We start from the raw sequence: 19,331 nt of genomic DNA on the forward strand, positions 1-19,331 counted from the left end.
GCATACTATCGCCGGACGATCGTATCATTTTCCATGGCGGAAAGGGGCTTTTTGCCGATGCGCAGATCAAAACTACGCCGCGCTGGCAGCATTGCGGCAGCTTATCTTCTGGTGGCCGCGCTGGCGGTGCTGGGCTGGCTGTGGCACAGTCTGCCTGCTGAAATTTTGCTGGAACCCGGCCAGACCCTTACCCTGCCCCGTTTTGCCTATGTGCAGCCGCTGCGCACCGCTGGCTCCCGCAACGCGGCCAGCACGCAGGCTGCGGGCAGCTATCAGGCCACTTTGTCCATTGGCGGGTGGCTGCCCGTCAAGACTGTGCGCGCTCTGGTGGAAACACGTCCGGTGGTAACCGTGTGCGGTACGCCTTTCGGCGTTAAGATGTTCTCCGAGGGTGCGCTCATTGTGGGCTTTTCCGACCTGAACACCCCGGACGGCACCGCAAACCCCGCCAAGAAGGCCGGGCTGCGGCTGGGCGACCGGGTGGTGCGCATGGACGACACCCTGACCGAGACGAACGATGCCGTGCACGATGCTCTGGAAACGGCCGCAGGCGCGCCGGTGCAGGTGGTCTATATCCGCAATGGTGAGCAATTCCAGACCCGGCTGACCCCCGTGTGGGACAGCACCGCCGGGCAGTGGCGCGCCGGGATGTGGGTGCGGGATTCTTCCGCCGGGGTAGGCACCATGACCTTTGTGGACAATGCCGCCGGGGTGTTTGCCGGGCTTGGCCACCCCATCAGCGACAGCGACACCGGTGAGAGCGTGGCCCTGCGCAGCGGCGAGATCGTCCCCTGCCAGATCGTGGGGTGTACCAGCGGCACCGTGGGCAGCCCCGGTGAGCTGAAGGGCCGCTTTCTGAGCACCCATGCGCTTGGCAGCATCTGCATCAACAGCAAGACCGGGGTCTATGGCAGAACACGGGCTGCATTTTCCGGCCCGGAGCTGGAGATGGCTTTTGCGCAGGAGGTGGTGCCGGGCGATGCCGAGATCTGGACGACTGTGGACGGCGAGGTGCCCAAGGCATACCGCATCCGCATTGAAAAGGTAAACGACGCAGACCCCCACCGCAACATGATCCTGCGCGTGACCGACCGGCAGCTGCTTGCCAAAACCGGCGGCATCGTGCAGGGCATGAGCGGCAGTCCCATCCTGCAGAACGGCAGACTGGTGGGTGCAGTGACCCATGTGCTGGTAAACGACCCCACGCGGGGCTACGGCATTTTTGCTCAGACCATGCTCAAGCAGGCCCGCGCTGTTGAAAAAACAGACGATGCTGCGCAGCCATAAAGCTGATCTGCAAAAAAATTTGCGCATTTCGATTTTCTTTGCCAAAATTTACCAATATAAACCGTTGAAAGTTCTGGAAAATTATGGTAAAATCCATGGTGTTAAGGGAACTGCACACATTGGAGGAAACAACCATGGACAAAGTTAGATTTTTGATGTCGGATACTGGTGCCCCGTTCACTGCCGCCTGCCGCGAAGCGCTGGAGCAGAAGGGCGTGGACGTGACCGTTGTGGAAAAGGACGGCAACAAGGTCCTGCAGAAAATGCTCACCGTGCGCCCGCAGGTGGTCCTGCTGGATGCTTTTATGCCCGGTCTGGATGCCCTTGCGGTAAAGCAGCGCTACAATGCCGCCGGTGAGCGGCACACCTCCTTCTTCGTGACCGGTGCCTTCCAGAGCGAAGAGATGGTACAGGAGCTGCTGGACGAAGGCTTTGCCTACTACTTTGTAAAGCCCTTTGATGAGACCGTGCTTGCCGCACGGGTGCTCAAGGCGGCACTTGGCCCGGAAAAGCACATCCTGCACACCAGTGTGGACAGCGATGAGCTGACCGTTACCGAGATCCTGCATCAGATCGGCGTCCCTGCCCATATCAAGGGCTACCAGTTCCTGCGGGATGCCATCCTGCTCACCATGAACGAGCCGGAGTATATCAACGCTGTGACCAAGCGTCTGTACCCGGAAATCGCCAAGAAAAACGGCACCACCGCCAGCCGGGTGGAGCGCGCCATCCGCCACGCCATCGAGGTGGCATGGGACCGGGGTGATGTGGATACCCTCAACAGCTACTTCGGTTATACCATCCATAACCTGCGGGGAAAACCCACCAACAGCGAGTTCATTGCAATGATCGCTGACAAGATGCGGCTGGATAAACGGCAGCGGGTGGGCTGATTTTTTTCATAGAATCCGCCGTCGTTCATATTCTGATAAGAGCAAACCAAACAGACAAAGGAGGTTTTGCTCTTGAAGCTTGCAGAATATCTCGCACGGCGCAGGCGGGCCAGAGTTGCGGCCGTGATGCTGTTCGCCCTCATTATGGGGTTTGTATCTGCTGCGCCGCCGGTCGTCACCGGATGTCAGGCGCAGGATCTTACCCCGGCACCGGACACTTCGATGCTCTCCCCCGCCGTTTCGGCTCTGGCACAGGAGCAGCAGGAGCCTGCTGCCCAGCCGCTGCCGGAAAAGTGGGTCTGCCTGACCTTTGACGACGGCCCCAGCAAGACCACACCGGATGTGCTCAGCGCGCTGAACGCGGCCGGAGTGCACGCCACATTTTTTGTGGTGGCTACCGGTTACAACGAGAAGTATCTGCCCCTGCTCACCGAAGCGGTCAGCGCCGGGCACCAGATCGCGCTGCACTCTGCTTCCCACGAGTACAGCGATATCTACCGCAGCAGCGACGCTTATTGGGAGGACATTGCCCTTTTAAAGGAGCGCATTGCGCCCTATGTGGATGCCGAGAGCATCCGGTATCTACGGTTTCCGGGCGGCAGCACCAACACCGTCAGTCGGCGCTACGGCGGCAAAGGCCTGATGAAACAGTTGAAAGCCGAAGTAGAGCAAAAAGGCTGGCAGTGGGTGGACTGGAACGTGTGCGCCGAGGATGCCGTGGGCGGGCACCCAAGCGCGGACACCATTTACCGCAATGTGGTGCGGGAGACCGGGCAGCAGACGAACTGCATCGTTCTGATGCACGATTCCGCCACCACCCGCACCACCGCCGAGGCGCTGCCCGACATCATCCGGTGGTATGCAGACAACGGCTACACCTTTCTGACGGTGGCCGAAGCTCTGCCGCTAAGCTGAGCAGACTGGCCCAGTTACAGCCGGTGTTCAAAGCCGCGGCCAAGCAGGACCCCTGCCGCTGCCAGTGCTGCCAGCCAGAGCCAGTCCGCTCCGCCGGTCGCCACCCAGCCTGCCGCCAGAATGGCGGCAAAGGTGAACACCGGCGGCAGCACGATACGCGCGATGCGCAGCAGCTTTTCCCGCCGGGACGGCAGCCCGGTGTTCAGCTGTTCCGGAGATGCAGCATCACAGCAGATCTCATCGCGGTACTTGCCCGGGTTGCGGTAGGCTTTGTATGGGATCCCGTCCAGCGAAAATTCCGGGTACATTCCTTCTTTTGTCAGGCTGAGCTGCATCCCGTGTTCCTCTGCATACGCCTGCAAGGCCGCGGCAAACTCCTGCGGCGTGTTGATGCTGCCCTCCGGAATAAAGGAAAAATGCCTCTGATGCTGCACCTGCGCCAGCGTGCGGTAATCCTGCACCCAGCCGCAGAAAAAGTTCTGCGGCTGCGCAGGGTCCTCCATCCGGGACAGGCAGGCGTCCACATCCAGTGATGCCACAGACGGGTCCTGCCGGGCCAGTTCTGCACAAAAACGCGCCGCCCCTTCCAGCTGCTTTGCGCGCTGTTCCAGTGCGGTCTTTTGCTCCCGCAGGACACTCCCCAGCGATGCATCGCCTGCAAGCACGGATCGGATGACCGGAAGCGGCACATCCAGCATCCGCAGCATCCGGATGAACCGGAGAGTGCGGATGTCCTGTTCCGTGTAATCACGGTAGTCGTTGCCAGGCAGCCGGGCGGGATTCAGAAGTCCTTCTTTTTCATAGAAGCGGATATTGGGGGCAGACACCCCGCTCTGTTTCGAAGCCTGTTTGATGTTCATTTGCTTCACCTCCGCACTCACATTACACCTTAAAGACACTTGAAGGTCAAGTTTTTTTCAAAAAAAGCCCCGGAATGCGCGCGGCTGCGGGCGATCCGGGGCTAAATCTTTATTCCGCGTTCTGGCAGAACAGTGCAAAGGTGCGGTAAGCCATGTACAGGTCGGTCTTATGGATGACCTCGAAGGGCGAGTGCATGGACAGCACCGGTACACCGATGTCCAGCACCGGGATGCCGCGGTTGGCCACGTACTTGGCAATGGTGCCGCCGCCGCCCAGATCCAGACGGCCCAGCTCACCGATCTGCCATGCCACGCCGTTGGCATCCAGCAGGCGGGTGATGTTCCCTACCAGCTCAGCGGAAGCATCGCTGGCAGAGCTCTTGCCGCGGCTGCCGGTGTACTTGAAGAAGGCCACGCCGCGGCCTGCGTAAGTACCGTTCTGCGGCTCGAAGGCATTTGCCCAGGAGGGGTCGTAGGCGGCGGTCACATCGGCAGAGAGACACACGCTGTTCTGGAAGGCAAGGATGTCGTCCTGACCGGCGGCGCGGCACAGCAGCTGCATAAAGTGGAACACATACATGCTCTGCATGCCGGTCACACCGTCGGAGCCGATCTCTTCCTTATCGGTCAGCACGCAGACGGTGGTGTGCACAGGATCTTTCGTCTCGATCTCGGCCATAAGGGCGGGGTATGCGTCCACCCGGTCATCGTGACCGTAGCCGCCCACCATGGAGCGGTCAAAGCCCACGTCCCGGGCCTTGTGGGCGGGCACCACCTCGATCTCGGCGCGGGTGAAGTCCCGCTCGGTGATGCCGTACTTTTCGTGCAGCAGCATCAGGGTGTTCAGCTTGACGGCCTCCTTGATGTCGGCATCCTCTACAGCGTCGGAGCCGATGAGCACGTTCAGCTCCTCGGCCTTGATGCCCTCGCTGAGCTTGCGGTCGTTCTGCTCGGCACCCAGATGGGGCAGCAGGTCGGTGATGCAGAACACGGGGTCATTCTCGTCCTCACCCACTGCAAAGGACACGCTGGAGCCATCAGCACGGGTGAACACGCCGTGGATGGCCAGCGGCATGGTGCCCCACTGGTACTTGCGGATGCCGCCGTAATAGTGGGTCTTGAAGTAGCTGAGGTGATTTGCTTCGTACAGCGGGTTCGGGCGCAGGTCCAGACGGGGGCTGTCGATGTGGGCGATCACCAGACGGAAGCCCTCCTCAAAAGATTTCCGGCCGATGGTAGCGGCCACCACCGCCTTGTGCTCCTGCACAAAGTAGATCTTCTGGCCGGGGGCATAGGTCTTTTTCGGCTCAAACTTTTCGTAACCGGCCTCCAGCAGCAGCTTTTCGCTGGCGGCGGCAGCTTCGCGCTCGGTCTTGGCAGCGTTCAGGAAGGCTTTGTAGCCTTCGGCAAAGGCTGCAGCCTTCTTCTTCACGTCGGCGCTCTTGTCGGCGGCGTACTCCGGCTTGTAAAGCAGCTGTTCGGCAGCCTGCTTTGCGGTAAGTTTCTCGCTCATGTTCCTTATCTCCTCTCAGCTTTCTGCATAGATACGCTGATACCGCGCATAGCAGGAAGTGATCTTTTTTACGTAATGGTTCATCTGGTTATAGGGAAAGCCCTGCAGCGTTTCGCCGTCTGCGGAGTGCTCTTCCATCTGTAAAAGAGCATCTACCGTGCCCCACCCGCTGTGATAAGCGGCAGCGGCAGTGGCAACATCGCCGTTGTAGCGCTCCATGCACAGATGCAGGTAATAGCATCCGAACCGGATGCTGGTCTCCGGGTCGTAGAGATTTGCAAAGAGCAGTCCTTCGTCCGGTGCGATCTTGCTGCGCAGCCAGATAAAGGTCTCCTCTGTCATCTGCATCAGGCCCCGGGCATCCACAGTGGAGGTGGCCTGCGGGTCAAAGCCGCTTTCGGTGCGGATGAAGGCATCCACCAAAAGCGGGTCAAGGCCGTAAGTCTCCGCCCACTGGTCCACCAGCGCTTCGTACTTGCGGGGGTATAAAAGCCGTTCTGCCCTGCCCCACAAGTTGGGCACCAGCACAAACAGCAGGATCAGCGCCATGCCCAGCAGGAACAGCCTGCGGCTGCGCATTTTTTTGCGGCGGCGTGCCTTCTGGGCGCGGAGAGCGCGGCGGATGCGGGCCGTCTCCGGGTCGTACTGCGGTGCAGGATCTTGTTCGTTATATCGTTTGTTCAAAGCTCTTTTCCCGCACCTCCTTCTGCCAGAAGCTTTGTGCAGAGCTGCTCTGCCGCAGCCTGCAGATGTGCAAGGCTGGAATCGTTGCGCAGCACATAGTCTGCCTGCGCGGTGAGGGTGCTTTCCGGTGTCTGGGCGTTCAGGCGGCGGGCGGCCATCTCGGCCGAGATGCCGTCCCGGGCCACGATGCGGGCCACACTGGTCTCAAACGGTGCCGTGACCACGCACAGGCGGTCACACTCGGCCTGCGCCGCAGTCCCCACGATGACCGCGCCATCCAGCACGAACAGCGGTGCACCGGCATCCTGTGCTGCCTGCTTTGCCGCACGGATGCGGCGCACGATCTCCGGGTGGGTCAGGCTGTCCAGCGCCGCCTTGCCTTCCGGGGTGGCAAAGGCGCGGTCAGCCAGCAGGCGGCGGTCCAATGTGCCGTCTGCTTTTAAAATGTCTGCGCCGAACCTCTGGGCCAGCCGGGGCAGCAGCGGCGAGCCGGGCAGTAAAATCTCGCGGCTGATCTGGTCGGCATCGGCCAGCGGCACACCGTGGGCCGAAAACACCGCCGTGACCGTGGATTTGCCGCAGCCGCTGCGGCCCGTGATGCCAAGCGCGATCATAGCTTGATCACCCGGAAGGCCGCAGCGCGGATCAGGCGGTTGTACACCGCCATGGAAAGGCCGTCCTTCTGCGGGCAGCGGGCGTAGACCACGGCATCGCCCTGCTCATCCAGCGCGCGCAGGCAGCGGAAGATGTGCTTTGCCTGATCGGCACCGTCGCCCTCGCGTCCATACTCCACGCAGGGCACACCCAGCTTTTCCGCCTCGCCGGTAAAGCACAGGCAGCTGGGATTCTGCTCGGCGTGGGCATCCACATAGGCTTTGAACTGCTCAAAGGTGCCGTCCAGCAAGGTCACATCCGCCTTGGGGGCGTAGTGCTTGTACTTCATGCCGGGGCTGCGCACCACAGCACCCTCCGGCAGCTTTTCGAGGATGGCTTTGGACACTTCCACCTCTTCGCCGAGGGCACGCTCGAGGTCTTCCAGCGTGATGTGGCCCGGGCGGAACAGGGTGGGCTTTTCGCCCACCACCGACACCACAGTGCTTTCTACGCCCACGTCGCACTCGCCGCCGTCCAAAATCAGCGGCAGGCGGCCGTCCATATCGGTGAACACATCCTGCGCGTTGGTGGGGCTGGGCTTGCCGGAAAGATTGGCGCTGGGGGCAGCAAAGGCGCAGCCGCTCTTTTCAATGACGGCGCGGGCCACCGGGTGGCTGGGCATCCGGATGCCCACGGTGTCCAGACCGGCACAGCACTCCGCTGCCACCTCCGGGCCGCGGGGCATGATGATGGTGAGCGGGCCGGGGCAGAACGCAGCCATCAGCAGCTGGGCGCGCTCCGGCACCTCGCTGACAAGGCCGGGCAGCATTTCCGGGCCGGTGACGTGGACGATCAGGGGATTGTCCTGCGGGCGGCCCTTGGCCACAAAGATCTTCTTCACAGCCTCGCCGTTGCGGGCATCGGCAGCAATGCCGTAAACCGTCTCGGTGGGCAGGGCCACCAGCTCACCGTTCTGCAGCAGGGCAGCGGCTTTTTCAATGCTCTTTTCGTCCGATGCGGGCAAAATTTCAGTTTTCATTTCCATACGGATCATCGTTCTTTCTATCTGTAAAGTATTTATGCTTTTCAGCATTTATCGACAGGATATCGTTTTATTTTCAAAACCGCATTTCAGCCCTGCTCGTTGAGCTTTTGCAGCTTTTCGGCCTGTTCGCGGGTGGCCAGTGCGTCGATCAGATCGTCCAGATTGCCGTCCATGATCTTGGAAAGATTGTGCACGGTCAGGCCGATGCGGTGATCGGTGCAGCGGTCCTGCGGGAAGTTGTAGGTGCGGATCTTTTCGCTGCGGTCGCCGGTGCCCACCTGCCCCTGACGGCTGGCGTTGATGGCATCCTGCTGCTGTTTCTGCTTCTGGGCCAGCAGGCGGCTGCGCAGGATCTCCAGCGCCTTGTCCTTGTTCTGGAACTGGCTGCGCTCGTTCTGGCATTCTACCACCATGCCGGTGGGGAGATGTGTCACACGGATGGCGCTGGAGGTTTTGTTGATGTGCTGACCGCCCGCGCCGGAGGAGCGGAAGGTGTCGATGCGCAGGTCCTTCATGTCCAGCGCAAAGTCCACCTCTTCGGCCTGCGGCATCACAGCTACCGTGGCCGTGGAGGTGTGGATGCGGCCCTGCGTCTCGGTCTCCGGCACGCGCTGCACACGGTGCACACCGCTCTCGTACTTGAGGCGATTGTAGGCCCCGGCACCGTCCACCGAAAAGATGGCCTCCTTCACGCCGCCAAGCTCCGTCTCGTTGAGGTTGAGCATTTCCAGCTGCCAGCCCCTGCTTTGCACATACATGGTGTACATGCGCAGCAGGCTGTGGGCAAACAGGGCAGCTTCCTCCCCTCCTGCGCCGCCGCGGATCTCCACAATGACATTTTTGCCATCGTTCACGTCCTTGGGCAGCAGCAAAATTTTGAGATTATTTTCCAGCTTTTCCACATCTTGACTTTTTTCGCTGATTTCCTGCTGTATCATCTGCTTGAAGTCCGGGTCAAGTGCGCCCGGTTCTTCCAGCAGAGCTTTGGCCTGTGCCAGATGATCCTGTGCGGTCTGCCACGCGCGGTAGGCCTGCACCACAGGTTCTGCATCGTGGTACTCCCGCATCAGCCTGCGGAAAAGCGCAGGGTCTGCGGCGGTATCCGGCTGGTTCAGGCGGATGGAAAGCTCTTCAAAGCGGTGGCAGACAGCATCCATCTGGGTAAACATGTTCGGCATAATTCCGGCAGTTCTCCTTACAAACTCAGATTCATGTTCGTGCAGCCGAACGGTTCCGGGGCCTTTCCGCCCCGGATGCGTGCTGCGCCGGGCGCTAGGCCTGCCCGGGTTTTACCACCTTTTTGATGTTCTTTTCAATTTTAGCACGCGGCAGCATCACCTCGCGCCCACAGCCGGTACACCGGATCTTAAAATCCATGCCGACGCGCAGCACCTCGAAGCTGGACGCTCCGCAGGGGTGCTTTTTGCGGGTGAGGATGGTATCGCCTACAGCAATGTCCATAGCTCTGCTTCTCCCTTCTGCCTGCCCAAAACAGCAGGCGGTGTGTGCGCAAAGTCCGGCGTGCCGGTTTGCTGCGCATACAGATATAGTATAATGCAAAGCCGCACAAAATGCAAATATCCGCCCATGCGGATGCATAAGTTTTAACAGAAAGGCCGCTGCCGTTCCAAGCACGGCCTAAAAAGCAGAGAAAGAGGAATGAAAGATGATGCAAGCTTACCGTACCGAAGGCAACTACCGTTCTGCTGCGCGCCTGTCCCCCGCTGAACTGCGCGCCGCCATGGCAAACCGCGAGATCCTGCAGGCCACTGCTCTGGCCTTTGATACCCAGCGCCAGCTGCGGTTCGAGATCGGCGGGGTGAGAGCCGTGATGCCCTTTGCCCAGTGCGCCGATGGTGCCGCAAACGGCACCGTGCGGGACATTGCGGTGCTGACGAGGGTGGGCCGCCCCACCTGCTTTGTGATCGAGGCGCTGGACACCGACGAGAACGGTCAGCCCTTCTACCGGCTCTCCCGCGCACTGGCGCAGCAGATGTGCAAGGCCGACTATCTGGACACCCTGCAGCCCGGCGATATCCTGCCCTGCACCGTGACCCATATCGAGCCGTTTGGCGCGTTCTGTGATGTGGGCTGCGGCATCAGTGCCCTGCTGCCCATCGACTGCATGTCGGTGAGCCGCATCTCCTCCCCCGCCGACCGGGTGAGCGTGGGCCAGCAGATCTTGTGCGCCGTCAAGAACCGGGATGTACAGGGCCGCTTTGTGCTGACCATCCGGGAACTGCTGGGCACATGGGAGGAAAATGCGGCCGGGTTCACCGTGGGTGAGACCGTAGTGGGCATCGTGCGCAGCGTGGAGGAATACGGCACCTTTATCGAGATCGCGCCCAACCTCGCGGGCCTTGCCGAGAGCTGCACCGACCTTGTGCCCGGGCAGGCGGTGAGCGTCTACATCAAGAACATCCTGCCGGAAAAAATGAAGATCAAGCTGGTGATCGTGAACCACGCCCTGAGCCAGCGCCACCGGTTCGAGCTGAAGTATTTCATCACCGAGGGCCATCTGGACCACTGGGTGTACTCCACACCGGAAAGCCCCAAGCGCATTGAGACAGATTTTGCCGCTGCGGCTTGCAATCCGGCGTGAAAGCCTTTATACTATAAAAGAAAAGGAATGCAAGGGGGATGTATGGAACGATGGCCGCCAATGATGCTTTTACTGCCGGTGTACGTCCCGGCGGGTTGACCAGCAGCACCGAGATCCGGCTGCTGCTGTGCTATCTGGTCAAAAATGCCGGACCCATTACCCGGCAGGAGATCGAAAACGCCCTGATGGAAGAAGCGCTGGTGAACTATTTCGAGATCGGCTCGTGTCTGGACGATATCACCAAGCAGCAGCTCGTCACCCTGACAAAGGGCAGCTACACCATCACCGAGAAGGGCCGCAAAGTGGCGCAGGAGCTTGCCTACGACCTGCCCCGCAGTGTGCGGGAGCGCGCTGTGGCCGCTGTGCTGCGCTGCCAGACATGGGCACGCAAGGAAGCCAAGTACAGTGCCAGCATTACCGAAAAAGAGGACGGCCACTGCACCATCCGCTGCACGGTGAAAGGGCTGGACAGTGAGCTGTTCTGTCTGGACCTCGGCACACCGGACCGGCTGACCGCCGAGCTGGTAAAAAAGCAGTTCATCCTCAAGGGCAACGAGATCTACCAAATGCTCATCAATAAGCTGACCGAAGAAGAGAAGTGAACAAATAAAGAGGGAGGCACCCGCGCGGCGCTTCCCTCTTCTGTTTTGTAGCGGTCAGATCAGAATGCAGATCAGCCCGGTGCAGCCCTCATTGATGACCCGTTCCAGCGTTTCCTGCAGGCGGGTGCGGGCCTCCTGCGGCATGTGCAGCAGCTTGTTCTGCAGCCCTTCGTTCACCAGCTCGTGCAGGCTCTTGCCAAAGATGTTGGATTCCCACAGCTTTTCCGGGTCGTCCTCAAAGCCGGCCAGCAGGCTGCGGGCAAGGTCCTCGCTCTGCTTTTCGGTGCCCACGATGGGGCTGATCTCGGTGTGGATGGTGGCCTTCATCATCTGGATGGAGGGCGCGCAGGCTTCCAGCCGCACACCGTAGTTCGTGCCCTGCCGCACGATCTGGGGCTGTTCCAGTTTCAGCTCGCTGACCGTGGGCATCACGATGCCATAGCCGGTGGCTTCCACCTGCTCAAGGGCGCTGCGCACCTTCTCGTACTCCCGTTTGGCCTTTGCCAGCTCCATGATGCAGGGCATCAGGCCCGCTTCGTCGCCAATGGCAAGGCCGGTCTGCTCGCTCAGCACCTGATAGAAAATTTCCGGCTTCAGCTCCACTGTGATGCGCACACTGCCGTTTGCAAGGTCGATGCCGCTGATGGCCGAGCGCTGCACTGCGTCACATTCCAGCGCAGGTGCGTCTGTTCCGGAGGGCACATCCTTCATGCGGGAGACCTTTGCCGCCAGCTGCATGGCCGCATCGTACACCTGCGTTTGCAGCCAGTGGCCGTTTTCCAGCATCGTGACCCAGCGCGGCAGGGCAAAATCCAGCTCCTGCACCGGGAACTCGTACAGCACCTGCCGCAGGATGCTGCCCAGTGCCTCCGCGTCCAGATCCACGCAGCTCACCGGCAGCACGGTGTGGTCGTAGTCCCGGGCCATGCCCTCGGCCAGCTGCTTCGTCTCCGGCGCATCCGGGTGGGTGCTGTTGAGCAGGATGATGTAGGGCTTGCCCAGCGCATCCAGTTCTTCCACGATGCGCTTCTCGGTTCTGGCATAGCCCTCCCGCGGGATGTCGCTCACAGAGCCGTCGGTGGTGACCACGATGCCGATGGTGGAATGTTCGCAGATCACCTTGCGGGTGCCGGTCTCGGCGGCAAGGTCGAAGGGCACCTCGTGGTCGAACCACGGGCTTTTGACCATGCGGGGCTTGTCGTTCTCCTCGTGGCCCATAGCCCCCTCCACCATGTAACCCACGCAGTCGATGAGCCGCACCCGGCACTCGCCGCCGCCCTCCAACTGCAGGGGCACGGCTGCTTCCGGGATGAATTTTGGTTCCGTGGTCATGATGGTGCGGCCCGCTGCCGACTGGGGCAGCTCGTCCCGGGCACGCTCCCGCGCAGCCGCCGGGCCGATGGCGGGCAGCACCAGCTGTTCCATGAAACGCTTGATAAAGGTGGATTTGCCGCTGCGCACCGGGCCAACCACCCCAATGTAGATATCTCCGCCGGTGCGTGCGCCGATCTCGCGGCAGATGCTCTTCTGTTCCTGATTTGCCAAATTGCTCTCCCCTTCCCGTTTGCGCTGTGCACCGGACAGGATTCCGGTCCGCTTGTTGTAATCGTATGAAACAGGGCGGGGCATTATGCCGGAACGATTTTGAATGCCCTCCGCCTTGCTCTGGGCATATTCAGCGAAAAATTTATTTTATAATTGCAATTCAGGAAAATCTGCGGATTTTCCTGAATTGCTTTTTCACAGATGGGGTCGTAGAGGGAAACAGCATTTACAGCGCCGCTTTCTGCGAAAGCGCGGCGCTGTGGAATAGGCTTTTTCGTTTGCTTTCAGCATGCTGAACCCTCTCAGGCTCACATTCGTTCGCCAGCTCCCCCGAAGGGGGAGCTTTTTGCAGTAACGGCGCAGTTTCCAGATAAAATGCAAGCCTTGCGGATGCGTCAGAAGCTCCCCCTTTCGGGGGAGCTGGCAAATCCGAAGGATTTGACTGAGAGGGTGAGTCCACCATTCTAAACCATCCAACAAAAAGAGAGCTGCCGTGCAAAATGCACGGCAGCTCTCGGTATGATCTCTATAAAATTACGGGGTCAGACGGTTGGGGCCGCGGAACAGGAACTCGGCATCCTTGATGGTCAGGCCGCACAGCAGCATGGTCAGGCGGTCGATGCCCAGACCGAAACCGCCGTGGGGCGGGCAGCCGTACTGGAAGAACTCCAGATAGAACTTGACATCATCGGCCAGACCCTTTTCCTCGGCCTGCTTCTTCAGCACCTCGTAGCGGTGCTCGCGCTGGGCACCGGTGGTGATCTCAACACCACGCCAGATCAGGTCGTAGCCCTGGGGCACGCCGTTCTCGTCGCGCATGTGGTAGAACGCACGCTTCTCGGCGGAATAATCGGTGATGAAGAGGAACTCGTGGCCGTAGTGCTTCTTCACCCACTCATAGCTCAGGCGCTCGGCCTCGGTGGTCAGGTCGCCCTTCTCGCTCTCATCGACGGTGTAGCCGAACTCTTCTTCCAGACCCTTGTACAGGTCTGCCAGCTTGACCACCGGGAACGGAGTGGTGGGAACGATCACTTCCTGCCCGAACATCTCCTTGATCTGGTCGCCGTAGTTGTCCTTGACGGCCTGCAGACCGGCAGTCAGCAGCTCTTCTTCCATCTTCATCACGTCTTTATAGGAAGTGATGTAGCTGAACTCCAGATCGAAGCCGGAGAACTCGGTGGAGTGCTTGTTGGTGTAGCTCTTCTCGGCGCGGAACACAGGGCCGGTCTCGAAGATGCGCTCAAAGCCTGCAGCCATGGCCATCTGCTTGTAGAACTGAGGGCTTTGTGCCAGATAGGCGTTGCGGTCAAAGTAGTCCACCTTGAACACCTCAGAGCCGCTCTCGCTGGCAGCAGCGATCAGCTTTGGGGTGTGGATCTCGATGAAGTTACGGTCCAGCAGGAACTTGCGCATGGCATTGACGAAGCAGCTCTGTGCCTTGAACATCAGCTGGTTCTCGTCGGTGCGCAGGTCGATCCAGCGGTAATCAATGCGCTGATCGATGCTGGAGCGCTCCACAGCCTTCTTTTTCTTGGTGGCTGCGATCTCCTTGCGGACGATGGGCAGAGCGTTGGCGATGCTCTCGATCTCGATGCTCTCGGGGATCATCTCCACGCCGCCCATCTTGACGTAGTCGTTCTCCACCACCTTGCCGGTGACAGTGATGACGGAATCCGGGGTGAGCTGATCGATGGTATCCACCAGATCGGGGTGGTCTTCCTTTTCCACCGTGATCTGCAGCTTGCCGGTAATATCCTTCAGCACGATAAAGGCCATATACTTGCTGTTGCGCAGGTTCTCGATAAAGCCCTGCACCTTGACCGTGCCGCCGATGGCCTTTTGAGCCTCGTTGATATAGGTGCGTTCCATAATACAGGAATCCTCCTTTGACGTCTTGTGTACTGTTTTATTATACGCTTTTCCGGGGATAAATCAAGAGATATGGCGATTTAGAATGGCCTCCGCTGCGCTCTGGCCATCTTCTGCGGAAGAATTATTTTTATTTTGTGTTTGTCGCGGCCTGCGGGCCGCTCCAAGCACCTTTTCACACATCAGGACAAATCAGCAAAAAATGCAGTTTCTGTTCACGACCCCTTCTGTGAAAAAACAGTTCTGGAAAATCCGCAGATTTTCCAGAACTGCAAATAAAAAAATATTTTTCCGCTGAAAATATTCGGGTTTCGGCCACTGGCCGCGGTCGTCGCCGTTGCAAAGCGCACGCGGCGGCTATTCTTAATGGTTCTCTTTGCCTGTTTCTTCGTGCAGAGTGCCGGTGCCGCCCTCCACCACGCCGTCGTGCTTAAGCACTGCGGCAATGGTGCCGAAGAAGCATTTCACATCCAGCCCAAAGCTCAAATGCTCCACATACCAGCCGTCCAGCTTGGCCTTCTCGGCAATTTCCAGCTCGTCGCGGCCGTGGATCTGTGCCCAGCCGGTCAGGCCCGGGCGCACATCGTTTGCATGGTACTTGTCGCGCTCTGCCAGCAGATCATACTGGTTCCACAAAGCAGGCCGCGGGCCGATGACCGCCATATCACCTACAAAGATATTCCACAGCTGGGGCAGCTCGTCCAGACTGGTCTTGCGCAGGAAATGACCCATGCGGGTGATATACTGGTCCGGGTCGTGCAGCAGATGGGTGGGCATATCGTGGGGCGTGTCGATGCGCATGGTGCGGAACTTTAAAATGTAAAAGTGCTTTTTGCCAATGCCCACACGCTTCTGTTTGAAGAACACCGGGCCGGGCGAGTCCAGCTTGATGGCGACGGCCAGAATGAGAAAAAGCCAGGACAGGCAGATCATGCCGCACAGCGACAGCACCACCGCCAGCAGGCGCTTGATTCCATTGCGATACATGGGTTTCCTCCATTTTCCGATTCAAAGTAGCAGTTCCAGTATAACAGTATGGGCCGGAATTTGCAATTGCATCCGCCGCCTGCCGCCGATATTTTTATGCTTTGGCTGCGTTCTGCCGGTTTTGTGGCAAAAAAGTGCCGGTTTTGTCTCTTGTTTTGCAGCGTGGCCCGGGGTAAGATAAAGAAAATGAGAAGTCCACTCCCCCAGTCTCGCTTTCGCTCGACAGTCCCCTCGGAGATGGAGCCTTTGGCAAAACCTCTCACTTTGAGAGAGGTGGCACGCCGAAAGGCGTGACGGAGAGGGCAAGGATGCTACAAGGAGGTCCCCTATGATCCAGCGTTTCCGTTTTGGCCTGCCCCTGCCCACCGACAGTGTGGTGCAGGAGATCCCAGTTTCCGCCGGGCCGGTTCCCTTCCTCACAGCCGAAGAAGACGGCTGGGCCTACCGGATGGCTCCGGATGCCATCGTGTACGGTCTGGGCGAAATGCCCCGCGGCATCAACAAGCGCGGCTGGCACTACGTGACCAACAACACCGATGAAGCCCGCCACAGCGAGGATAAGCTTTCCTACTATGGTGCGCACAATTTTCTGCTCATTGATGGCGGTGTGGGCCGTGAATGCTTTGGTGTGTTCATCGATTTCCCGGGCAAAGTGCGCTACGATATCGGCTACACCGAATACGATGCCCTGCGCTTTGCCACCGAAGAGCCGGATCATGAGCTTTACATCATCACCGGCGACGACCTGAACGATATCAGCCGCCAGTTCCGGCAGCTCATCGGCCGCAGCTATATCCCGCCCAAGTGGGCCTTTGGTCTGGCACAGAGCCGCTTTGGCTACAAGACCGCTGAGGACGTGCGGGAGGTGGCCCGCCAGTACAAAGAGAACGATCTGCCGCTGGATATGATTTGCATGGACATCGATTACATGCAGGACTACGCGGATTTTACCGTAAACAAGCAGCGCTTCCCGGACCTTGCCGCCCTGAGCGCTGAACTGAAGGCACAGGGCATCCGGCTGGTGCCCATCATCGATGCGGGTGTGCGCATCGACCCGGAAAACCCCGTCTGTGCCGAGGGCCTTGCAAACGGTTTCTTCTGCACCAAAGCCGACGGCACCCCCTTTGTGGCGGCGGTGTGGCCCGGCAAGGCTTACTTTGCGGACTTCCTGCGCCCGGAGGTGCGGGAGTGGTTCGGCCGGCAGTACAAGGCACTGACCGACTGCGGCATCGAGGGCTTCTGGAACGATATGAACGAGCCTGCGCTGTTTTACTCACCCGAGCGGCTCAAGGCTTTCTTTGAGAGCATGGACGAACTGAGCCGGAAGGACAACATCGTGCAGGATGAATTCTTTGGCAAGGTGGTGGGCGGTGCGCTGGGCCTGATGAACGCCCCGGAGGACTACGCCAGCTTCTACCACGATGTGGACGGCCAGCGGGTGCGCCATGACAGGGTGCACAACCTCTACGGCGGCAATATGACCCGTGCGGCAGGCGAAGCCTTTGCCCGCCTGCGGCCCGGCAGACGCACGCTGCTCTACAGCCGTTCCAGCTTCATCGGCAGCCACCGCTACGGCGGCATCTGGCTGGGTGACAACGCTTCCACATGGGCACAGCTTCTGGCCAATATCCAGATGATGCCCAACGTGCAGCTGTGCGGCTTTCTTTATACCGGTGCCGACCTGTGCGGTTTTTCCTACGATACTACGCCTGATCTGGCTCTGCGCTGGCTGGAGTTCGGCCTGTTCACGCCGCTGATGCGCAACCACGCCACCGACGGCTCCCGGATGCAGGAATACTACCGCTTTGCGGATATGCTGCCTGCCCTGCGGAAGATGCTCCGGCTGCGGTATGCCCTGCTGCCCTACCTTTATAGTACCTTCATGAAGGCGGCATTGGAAAATACCAGTTACTTCCGGCCCTTGGGCTTTGATTTCCCTGCTGACCCGGATGCCCGCGAGGTGCAGGACCAGCTGCTGCTGGGCGAGGGTGTGATGGTAGCGCCTGTCTACACCCAGAACGCCAGCGGACGGCATGTCTACCTGCCGGAAGCAATGAAGCTCTACCGCATCCGCAGTGTAGACGACTACGACACCGAGCTTCTGCCCGCCGGGCACCACTACGTCCGCTGCGCATTGGACGAAGTGCTGCTGTTCATCCGCCCGGGCCATGCGGTGCCGGTGGCAAGACCCGCCAGCTGCACCGCCCAGCTGGACGACACCGCCCTGACCCTGTGGGCCTGCCCGGACGAAAATGGCAGCGCCCGCTGCCGGATGTACACCGATGACGGCGAGACGAGCGATTTTGCCGCACCGGAGCACTGGAAGGTGCTTGAATCCAACTGAAAAACCGTTTTCCTGTGGCATTGCCGGAAAAAACTGTCTTTTTTCGGCGGTGCCACTTGTATTTTTCTGCGCCGCGCGTTATAATATGCCTTCGGTTCCCTTTATTTACGAAAAATTTACATTTCAGATGCTGTCCTCCTAAGCAGTGTGCAATGCTTCGGAAAACGGCTTCTCCGCGTAAACGATAAAAAGGAGGTACTTTTCTCATGGCTCAGACAAGCCGCTCCGCTGACCTTACCAGCGGCCCGATGCTCCAAAAGATCATCCTGTTCTCCATCCCACTGGCAGCTTCCAGCATTCTGCAGCTGCTGTTCAACGCTGCGGACGTAGTGGTCGTGGGCCGCTTTGCGGGCAGCACCGCACTGGCGGCAGTGGGCTCCAACGGCTCCCTCATCAACCTGCTGGTGAACCTGTTCGTAGGGCTTTCGCTGGGCGCAAACGTGGTGGCGGCCCGCTGCTTTGGTGCAAAGGACGAGCGCGGTGTTCAGGACACGGTGCAGACCTCGGTGACACTGGGCCTTGTCAGCGGCGTGCTGCTGGCTGTGGTGGGGTTCTTTGCAGCCCGGGGGCTGCTGGAGCTGATGAGCTGCCCGGAGGATGTGATCGACCTTTCTGCGCTGTACCTTAAAATTTATTTCATCGGGATGCCCATGACCATGCTGTACAACTTCAGCAGTGCGCTGCTGCGCGCCGTGGGCGACACCAAGCGCCCGCTGTACTGTCTGGCAGCAGCCGGTCTCATCAATGTGGTGCTGAACCTTGTGTTCGTCATTGGCTTTTCCATGAGCGTGGCAGGCGTGGCGCTGGCTACCATCATCAGTCAGACCGTTTCCGCCTGCATGGTGACGCGGATGCTGATGAAGGAGGAGGGCGCGCTGCATCTGGATCTGCATCATCTGGGCTTCCACATGGGTGCCCTGAAGCAGATTTTGCTCATCGGCCTGCCTGCCGGTCTGCAGAGCACCGTGTTCAGCCTGTCCAACGTGGTCATCCAGTCGGCCATCAACTCCTTTGGCTCCACGGTAGTGGCAGGCAGTTCGGCCTCCGCCAATCTGGAGGGCTTCGTCTATACCGCCATGAACGCCTTTTCGCAGGCTGCCGTCACCTTTACCAGCCAGAACATGGGCGCGCGCAAGTACCAGAACCTGAACCGTGTTGTCCTCAACTGCCTGCTGTGCGCCATCGTGACCGGCGTGGTGCTGGGCGGCGGTGCGGTGCTGGCAGGCACCCAGCTGCTGCACTTCTACTCCTCGGATGCGGCGGTGATCGCTGCCGGATACGAGCGCCTGCGGGTGATCTGCGGCACCTACCTGCTGTGCGGCATCATGGATACGCTGGCCAGCAGCCTGCGCGGCCTTGGCTACAGCGTGCTGCCCATGGTGGTGAGCCTTGTGGGCAGCTGCCTGCTGCGGCTGGTGTGGATCGCCACCATCTTCCAGCTGAATCGCACACCGTTCATGCTGTACATCAGCTACCCCATCAGCTGGGTGCTGACGGCTGCCGTGCATCTGGCCTGCCTGCTGGTGGTGCGGCACAAGATGCGCCAGAGAGGTCAGACACTACAGGCGGCGTAAAGAGAAGCCCTGCGCCC

Annotated in this window: 17 protein-coding genes; 7 read left to right on the forward strand and 10 right to left on the reverse strand. The window is 59.8% G+C overall.

Going from position 1 to position 19,331, the window contains the following annotated elements:
- Positions 1–57: 57 nt before the first annotated feature.
- The 3 genes from spoIVB (at position 58) to J3348_RS02235 (ending at position 3,095) form a co-directional block, all read left to right on the forward strand.
- Positions 58–1,287, forward strand: a complete 1,230-nt coding sequence (gene spoIVB / locus J3348_RS02225) for a SpoIVB peptidase (RefSeq protein WP_154255437.1) — start codon at positions 58–60, stop codon at positions 1,285–1,287.
- Positions 1,288–1,421: 134 nt separating this feature from the next.
- Complete coding sequence (gene spo0A, locus J3348_RS02230) at positions 1,422–2,180, forward strand: sporulation transcription factor Spo0A (RefSeq protein WP_044953592.1); 759 nt, start codon at positions 1,422–1,424, stop codon at positions 2,178–2,180.
- A gap of 72 nt (positions 2,181–2,252) precedes the next feature.
- On the forward strand, positions 2,253–3,095 hold the full coding sequence (locus tag J3348_RS02235) for a polysaccharide deacetylase family protein (RefSeq protein WP_242702832.1): 843 nt from the start codon (positions 2,253–2,255) through the stop codon (positions 3,093–3,095).
- A gap of 14 nt (positions 3,096–3,109) precedes the next feature.
- Here the strand turns inward: J3348_RS02235 and J3348_RS02240 are convergent, their stop codons facing one another.
- From J3348_RS02240 to J3348_RS02270, 7 genes are all read right to left on the reverse strand, one after another.
- Positions 3,110–3,955, reverse strand: a complete 846-nt coding sequence (locus J3348_RS02240) for a MerR family transcriptional regulator (RefSeq protein ID WP_207698212.1) — start codon at positions 3,953–3,955, stop codon at positions 3,110–3,112.
- 109 nt (positions 3,956–4,064) lie between these two features.
- Complete coding sequence (locus J3348_RS02245; protein ID WP_207698213.1) at positions 4,065–5,468, reverse strand: aminopeptidase; 1,404 nt, start codon at positions 5,466–5,468, stop codon at positions 4,065–4,067.
- A gap of 15 nt (positions 5,469–5,483) precedes the next feature.
- Positions 5,484–6,152, reverse strand: coding sequence for a lytic transglycosylase domain-containing protein (locus J3348_RS02250; protein WP_005941169.1), 669 nt, complete (start codon positions 6,150–6,152; stop codon positions 5,484–5,486).
- Positions 6,149–6,766 carry a dephospho-CoA kinase gene (coaE, locus tag J3348_RS02255; RefSeq protein WP_097777900.1) on the reverse strand — a complete coding sequence of 206 codons (618 nt, stop codon included), beginning with the start codon at positions 6,764–6,766 and terminating at the stop codon, positions 6,149–6,151. Before coaE ends, J3348_RS02250 begins: the two co-directional genes overlap by 4 nt.
- Entirely contained in the window at positions 6,763–7,791 is a 1,029-nt protein-coding gene (locus J3348_RS02260) for an L-threonylcarbamoyladenylate synthase (RefSeq protein ID WP_044953601.1), read from the reverse strand. Before J3348_RS02260 ends, coaE begins: the two co-directional genes overlap by 4 nt.
- Positions 7,792–7,877: 86 nt before the next feature.
- Positions 7,878–8,969: a peptide chain release factor 1 gene (gene prfA / locus J3348_RS02265; protein WP_207698214.1), complete on the reverse strand. Its 1,092-nt coding sequence runs from the start codon at positions 8,967–8,969 to the stop codon at positions 7,878–7,880.
- A 94-nt stretch (positions 8,970–9,063) separates the two neighbouring features.
- Positions 9,064–9,252 (reverse strand): DUF951 domain-containing protein, encoded by a 189-nt coding sequence (locus J3348_RS02270; protein WP_005941184.1) that lies wholly within the window; start codon positions 9,250–9,252, stop codon positions 9,064–9,066.
- 205 nt (positions 9,253–9,457) lie between these two features.
- Here J3348_RS02270 and J3348_RS02275 point away from each other — a divergent pair, with 205 nt between their 5' ends.
- Positions 9,458–10,393: a S1 RNA-binding domain-containing protein gene (locus J3348_RS02275; RefSeq protein ID WP_005941187.1), complete on the forward strand. Its 936-nt coding sequence runs from the start codon at positions 9,458–9,460 to the stop codon at positions 10,391–10,393.
- A 50-nt stretch (positions 10,394–10,443) separates the two neighbouring features.
- The gene (locus J3348_RS02280) at positions 10,444–10,995 is read left to right on the forward strand and encodes a DUF4364 family protein (RefSeq protein WP_154255469.1); all 552 of its coding nucleotides are present in this window, start codon (positions 10,444–10,446) and stop codon (positions 10,993–10,995) included.
- 54 nt (positions 10,996–11,049) lie between these two features.
- On the opposite strand, the gene spoIVA is transcribed toward J3348_RS02280, so the two are convergent.
- The 3 genes from spoIVA to J3348_RS02295 form a co-directional block, all read right to left on the reverse strand.
- Positions 11,050–12,540 (reverse strand): stage IV sporulation protein A, encoded by a 1,491-nt coding sequence (gene spoIVA, locus J3348_RS02285; protein WP_044953602.1) that lies wholly within the window; start codon positions 12,538–12,540, stop codon positions 11,050–11,052.
- A 534-nt stretch (positions 12,541–13,074) separates the two neighbouring features.
- Entirely contained in the window at positions 13,075–14,409 is a 1,335-nt protein-coding gene (gene aspS / locus J3348_RS02290) for an aspartate--tRNA(Asn) ligase (protein ID WP_005941202.1), read from the reverse strand.
- 363 nt (positions 14,410–14,772) lie between these two features.
- Complete coding sequence (locus J3348_RS02295; RefSeq protein WP_005941208.1) at positions 14,773–15,396, reverse strand: sugar transferase; 624 nt, start codon at positions 15,394–15,396, stop codon at positions 14,773–14,775.
- Between the two features lie 328 nt (positions 15,397–15,724).
- On the opposite strand from J3348_RS02295, the gene J3348_RS02300 reads away from it, so the two are divergent.
- The gene (locus J3348_RS02300; RefSeq protein ID WP_005941213.1) at positions 15,725–17,740 is read left to right on the forward strand and encodes a TIM-barrel domain-containing protein; all 2,016 of its coding nucleotides are present in this window, start codon (positions 15,725–15,727) and stop codon (positions 17,738–17,740) included.
- A 206-nt stretch (positions 17,741–17,946) separates the two neighbouring features.
- On the forward strand, positions 17,947–19,314 hold the full coding sequence (locus J3348_RS02305) for an MATE family efflux transporter (protein ID WP_207698215.1): 1,368 nt from the start codon (positions 17,947–17,949) through the stop codon (positions 19,312–19,314).
- Positions 19,315–19,331 lie beyond the last annotated feature (17 nt).

Source organism: Faecalibacterium sp. Marseille-Q4896 (assembly GCF_017377615.1).
Lineage (GTDB): Bacteria > Bacillota > Clostridia > Oscillospirales > Ruminococcaceae > Faecalibacterium > Faecalibacterium taiwanense.

What these genes read in the sequence shown, in the direction of transcription:
- prfA (WP_207698214.1), bottom strand. Translation starts at nt 8,969, where the DNA reads ATGCCGAACATGTTTACCCAGATGGATGCTGTCTGCCACCGCTTTGAA.
- J3348_RS02245 (WP_207698213.1), bottom strand. Translation starts at nt 5,468, where the DNA reads ATGAGCGAGAAACTTACCGCAAAGCAGGCTGCCGAACAGCTGCTTTAC.
- J3348_RS02270 (WP_005941184.1), bottom strand. Translation starts at nt 9,252, where the DNA reads ATGGACATTGCTGTAGGCGATACCATCCTCACCCGCAAAAAGCACCCC.
- J3348_RS02295 (WP_005941208.1), bottom strand. Translation starts at nt 15,396, where the DNA reads ATGTATCGCAATGGAATCAAGCGCCTGCTGGCGGTGGTGCTGTCGCTG.
- spo0A (WP_044953592.1), top strand. Translation starts at nt 1,422, where the DNA reads ATGGACAAAGTTAGATTTTTGATGTCGGATACTGGTGCCCCGTTCACT.
- coaE (WP_097777900.1), bottom strand. Translation starts at nt 6,766, where the DNA reads ATGATCGCGCTTGGCATCACGGGCCGCAGCGGCTGCGGCAAATCCACG.
- J3348_RS02260 (WP_044953601.1), bottom strand. Translation starts at nt 7,791, where the DNA reads ATGGAAATGAAAACTGAAATTTTGCCCGCATCGGACGAAAAGAGCATT.
- J3348_RS02300 (WP_005941213.1), top strand. Translation starts at nt 15,725, where the DNA reads ATGATCCAGCGTTTCCGTTTTGGCCTGCCCCTGCCCACCGACAGTGTG.
- spoIVB (WP_154255437.1), top strand. Translation starts at nt 58, where the DNA reads ATGCGCAGATCAAAACTACGCCGCGCTGGCAGCATTGCGGCAGCTTAT.
- J3348_RS02275 (WP_005941187.1), top strand. Translation starts at nt 9,458, where the DNA reads ATGATGCAAGCTTACCGTACCGAAGGCAACTACCGTTCTGCTGCGCGC.
- aspS (WP_005941202.1), bottom strand. Translation starts at nt 14,409, where the DNA reads ATGGAACGCACCTATATCAACGAGGCTCAAAAGGCCATCGGCGGCACG.
- J3348_RS02240 (WP_207698212.1), bottom strand. Translation starts at nt 3,955, where the DNA reads ATGAACATCAAACAGGCTTCGAAACAGAGCGGGGTGTCTGCCCCCAAT.
- J3348_RS02305 (WP_207698215.1), top strand. Translation starts at nt 17,947, where the DNA reads ATGGCTCAGACAAGCCGCTCCGCTGACCTTACCAGCGGCCCGATGCTC.
- J3348_RS02280 (WP_154255469.1), top strand. Translation starts at nt 10,444, where the DNA reads ATGGCCGCCAATGATGCTTTTACTGCCGGTGTACGTCCCGGCGGGTTG.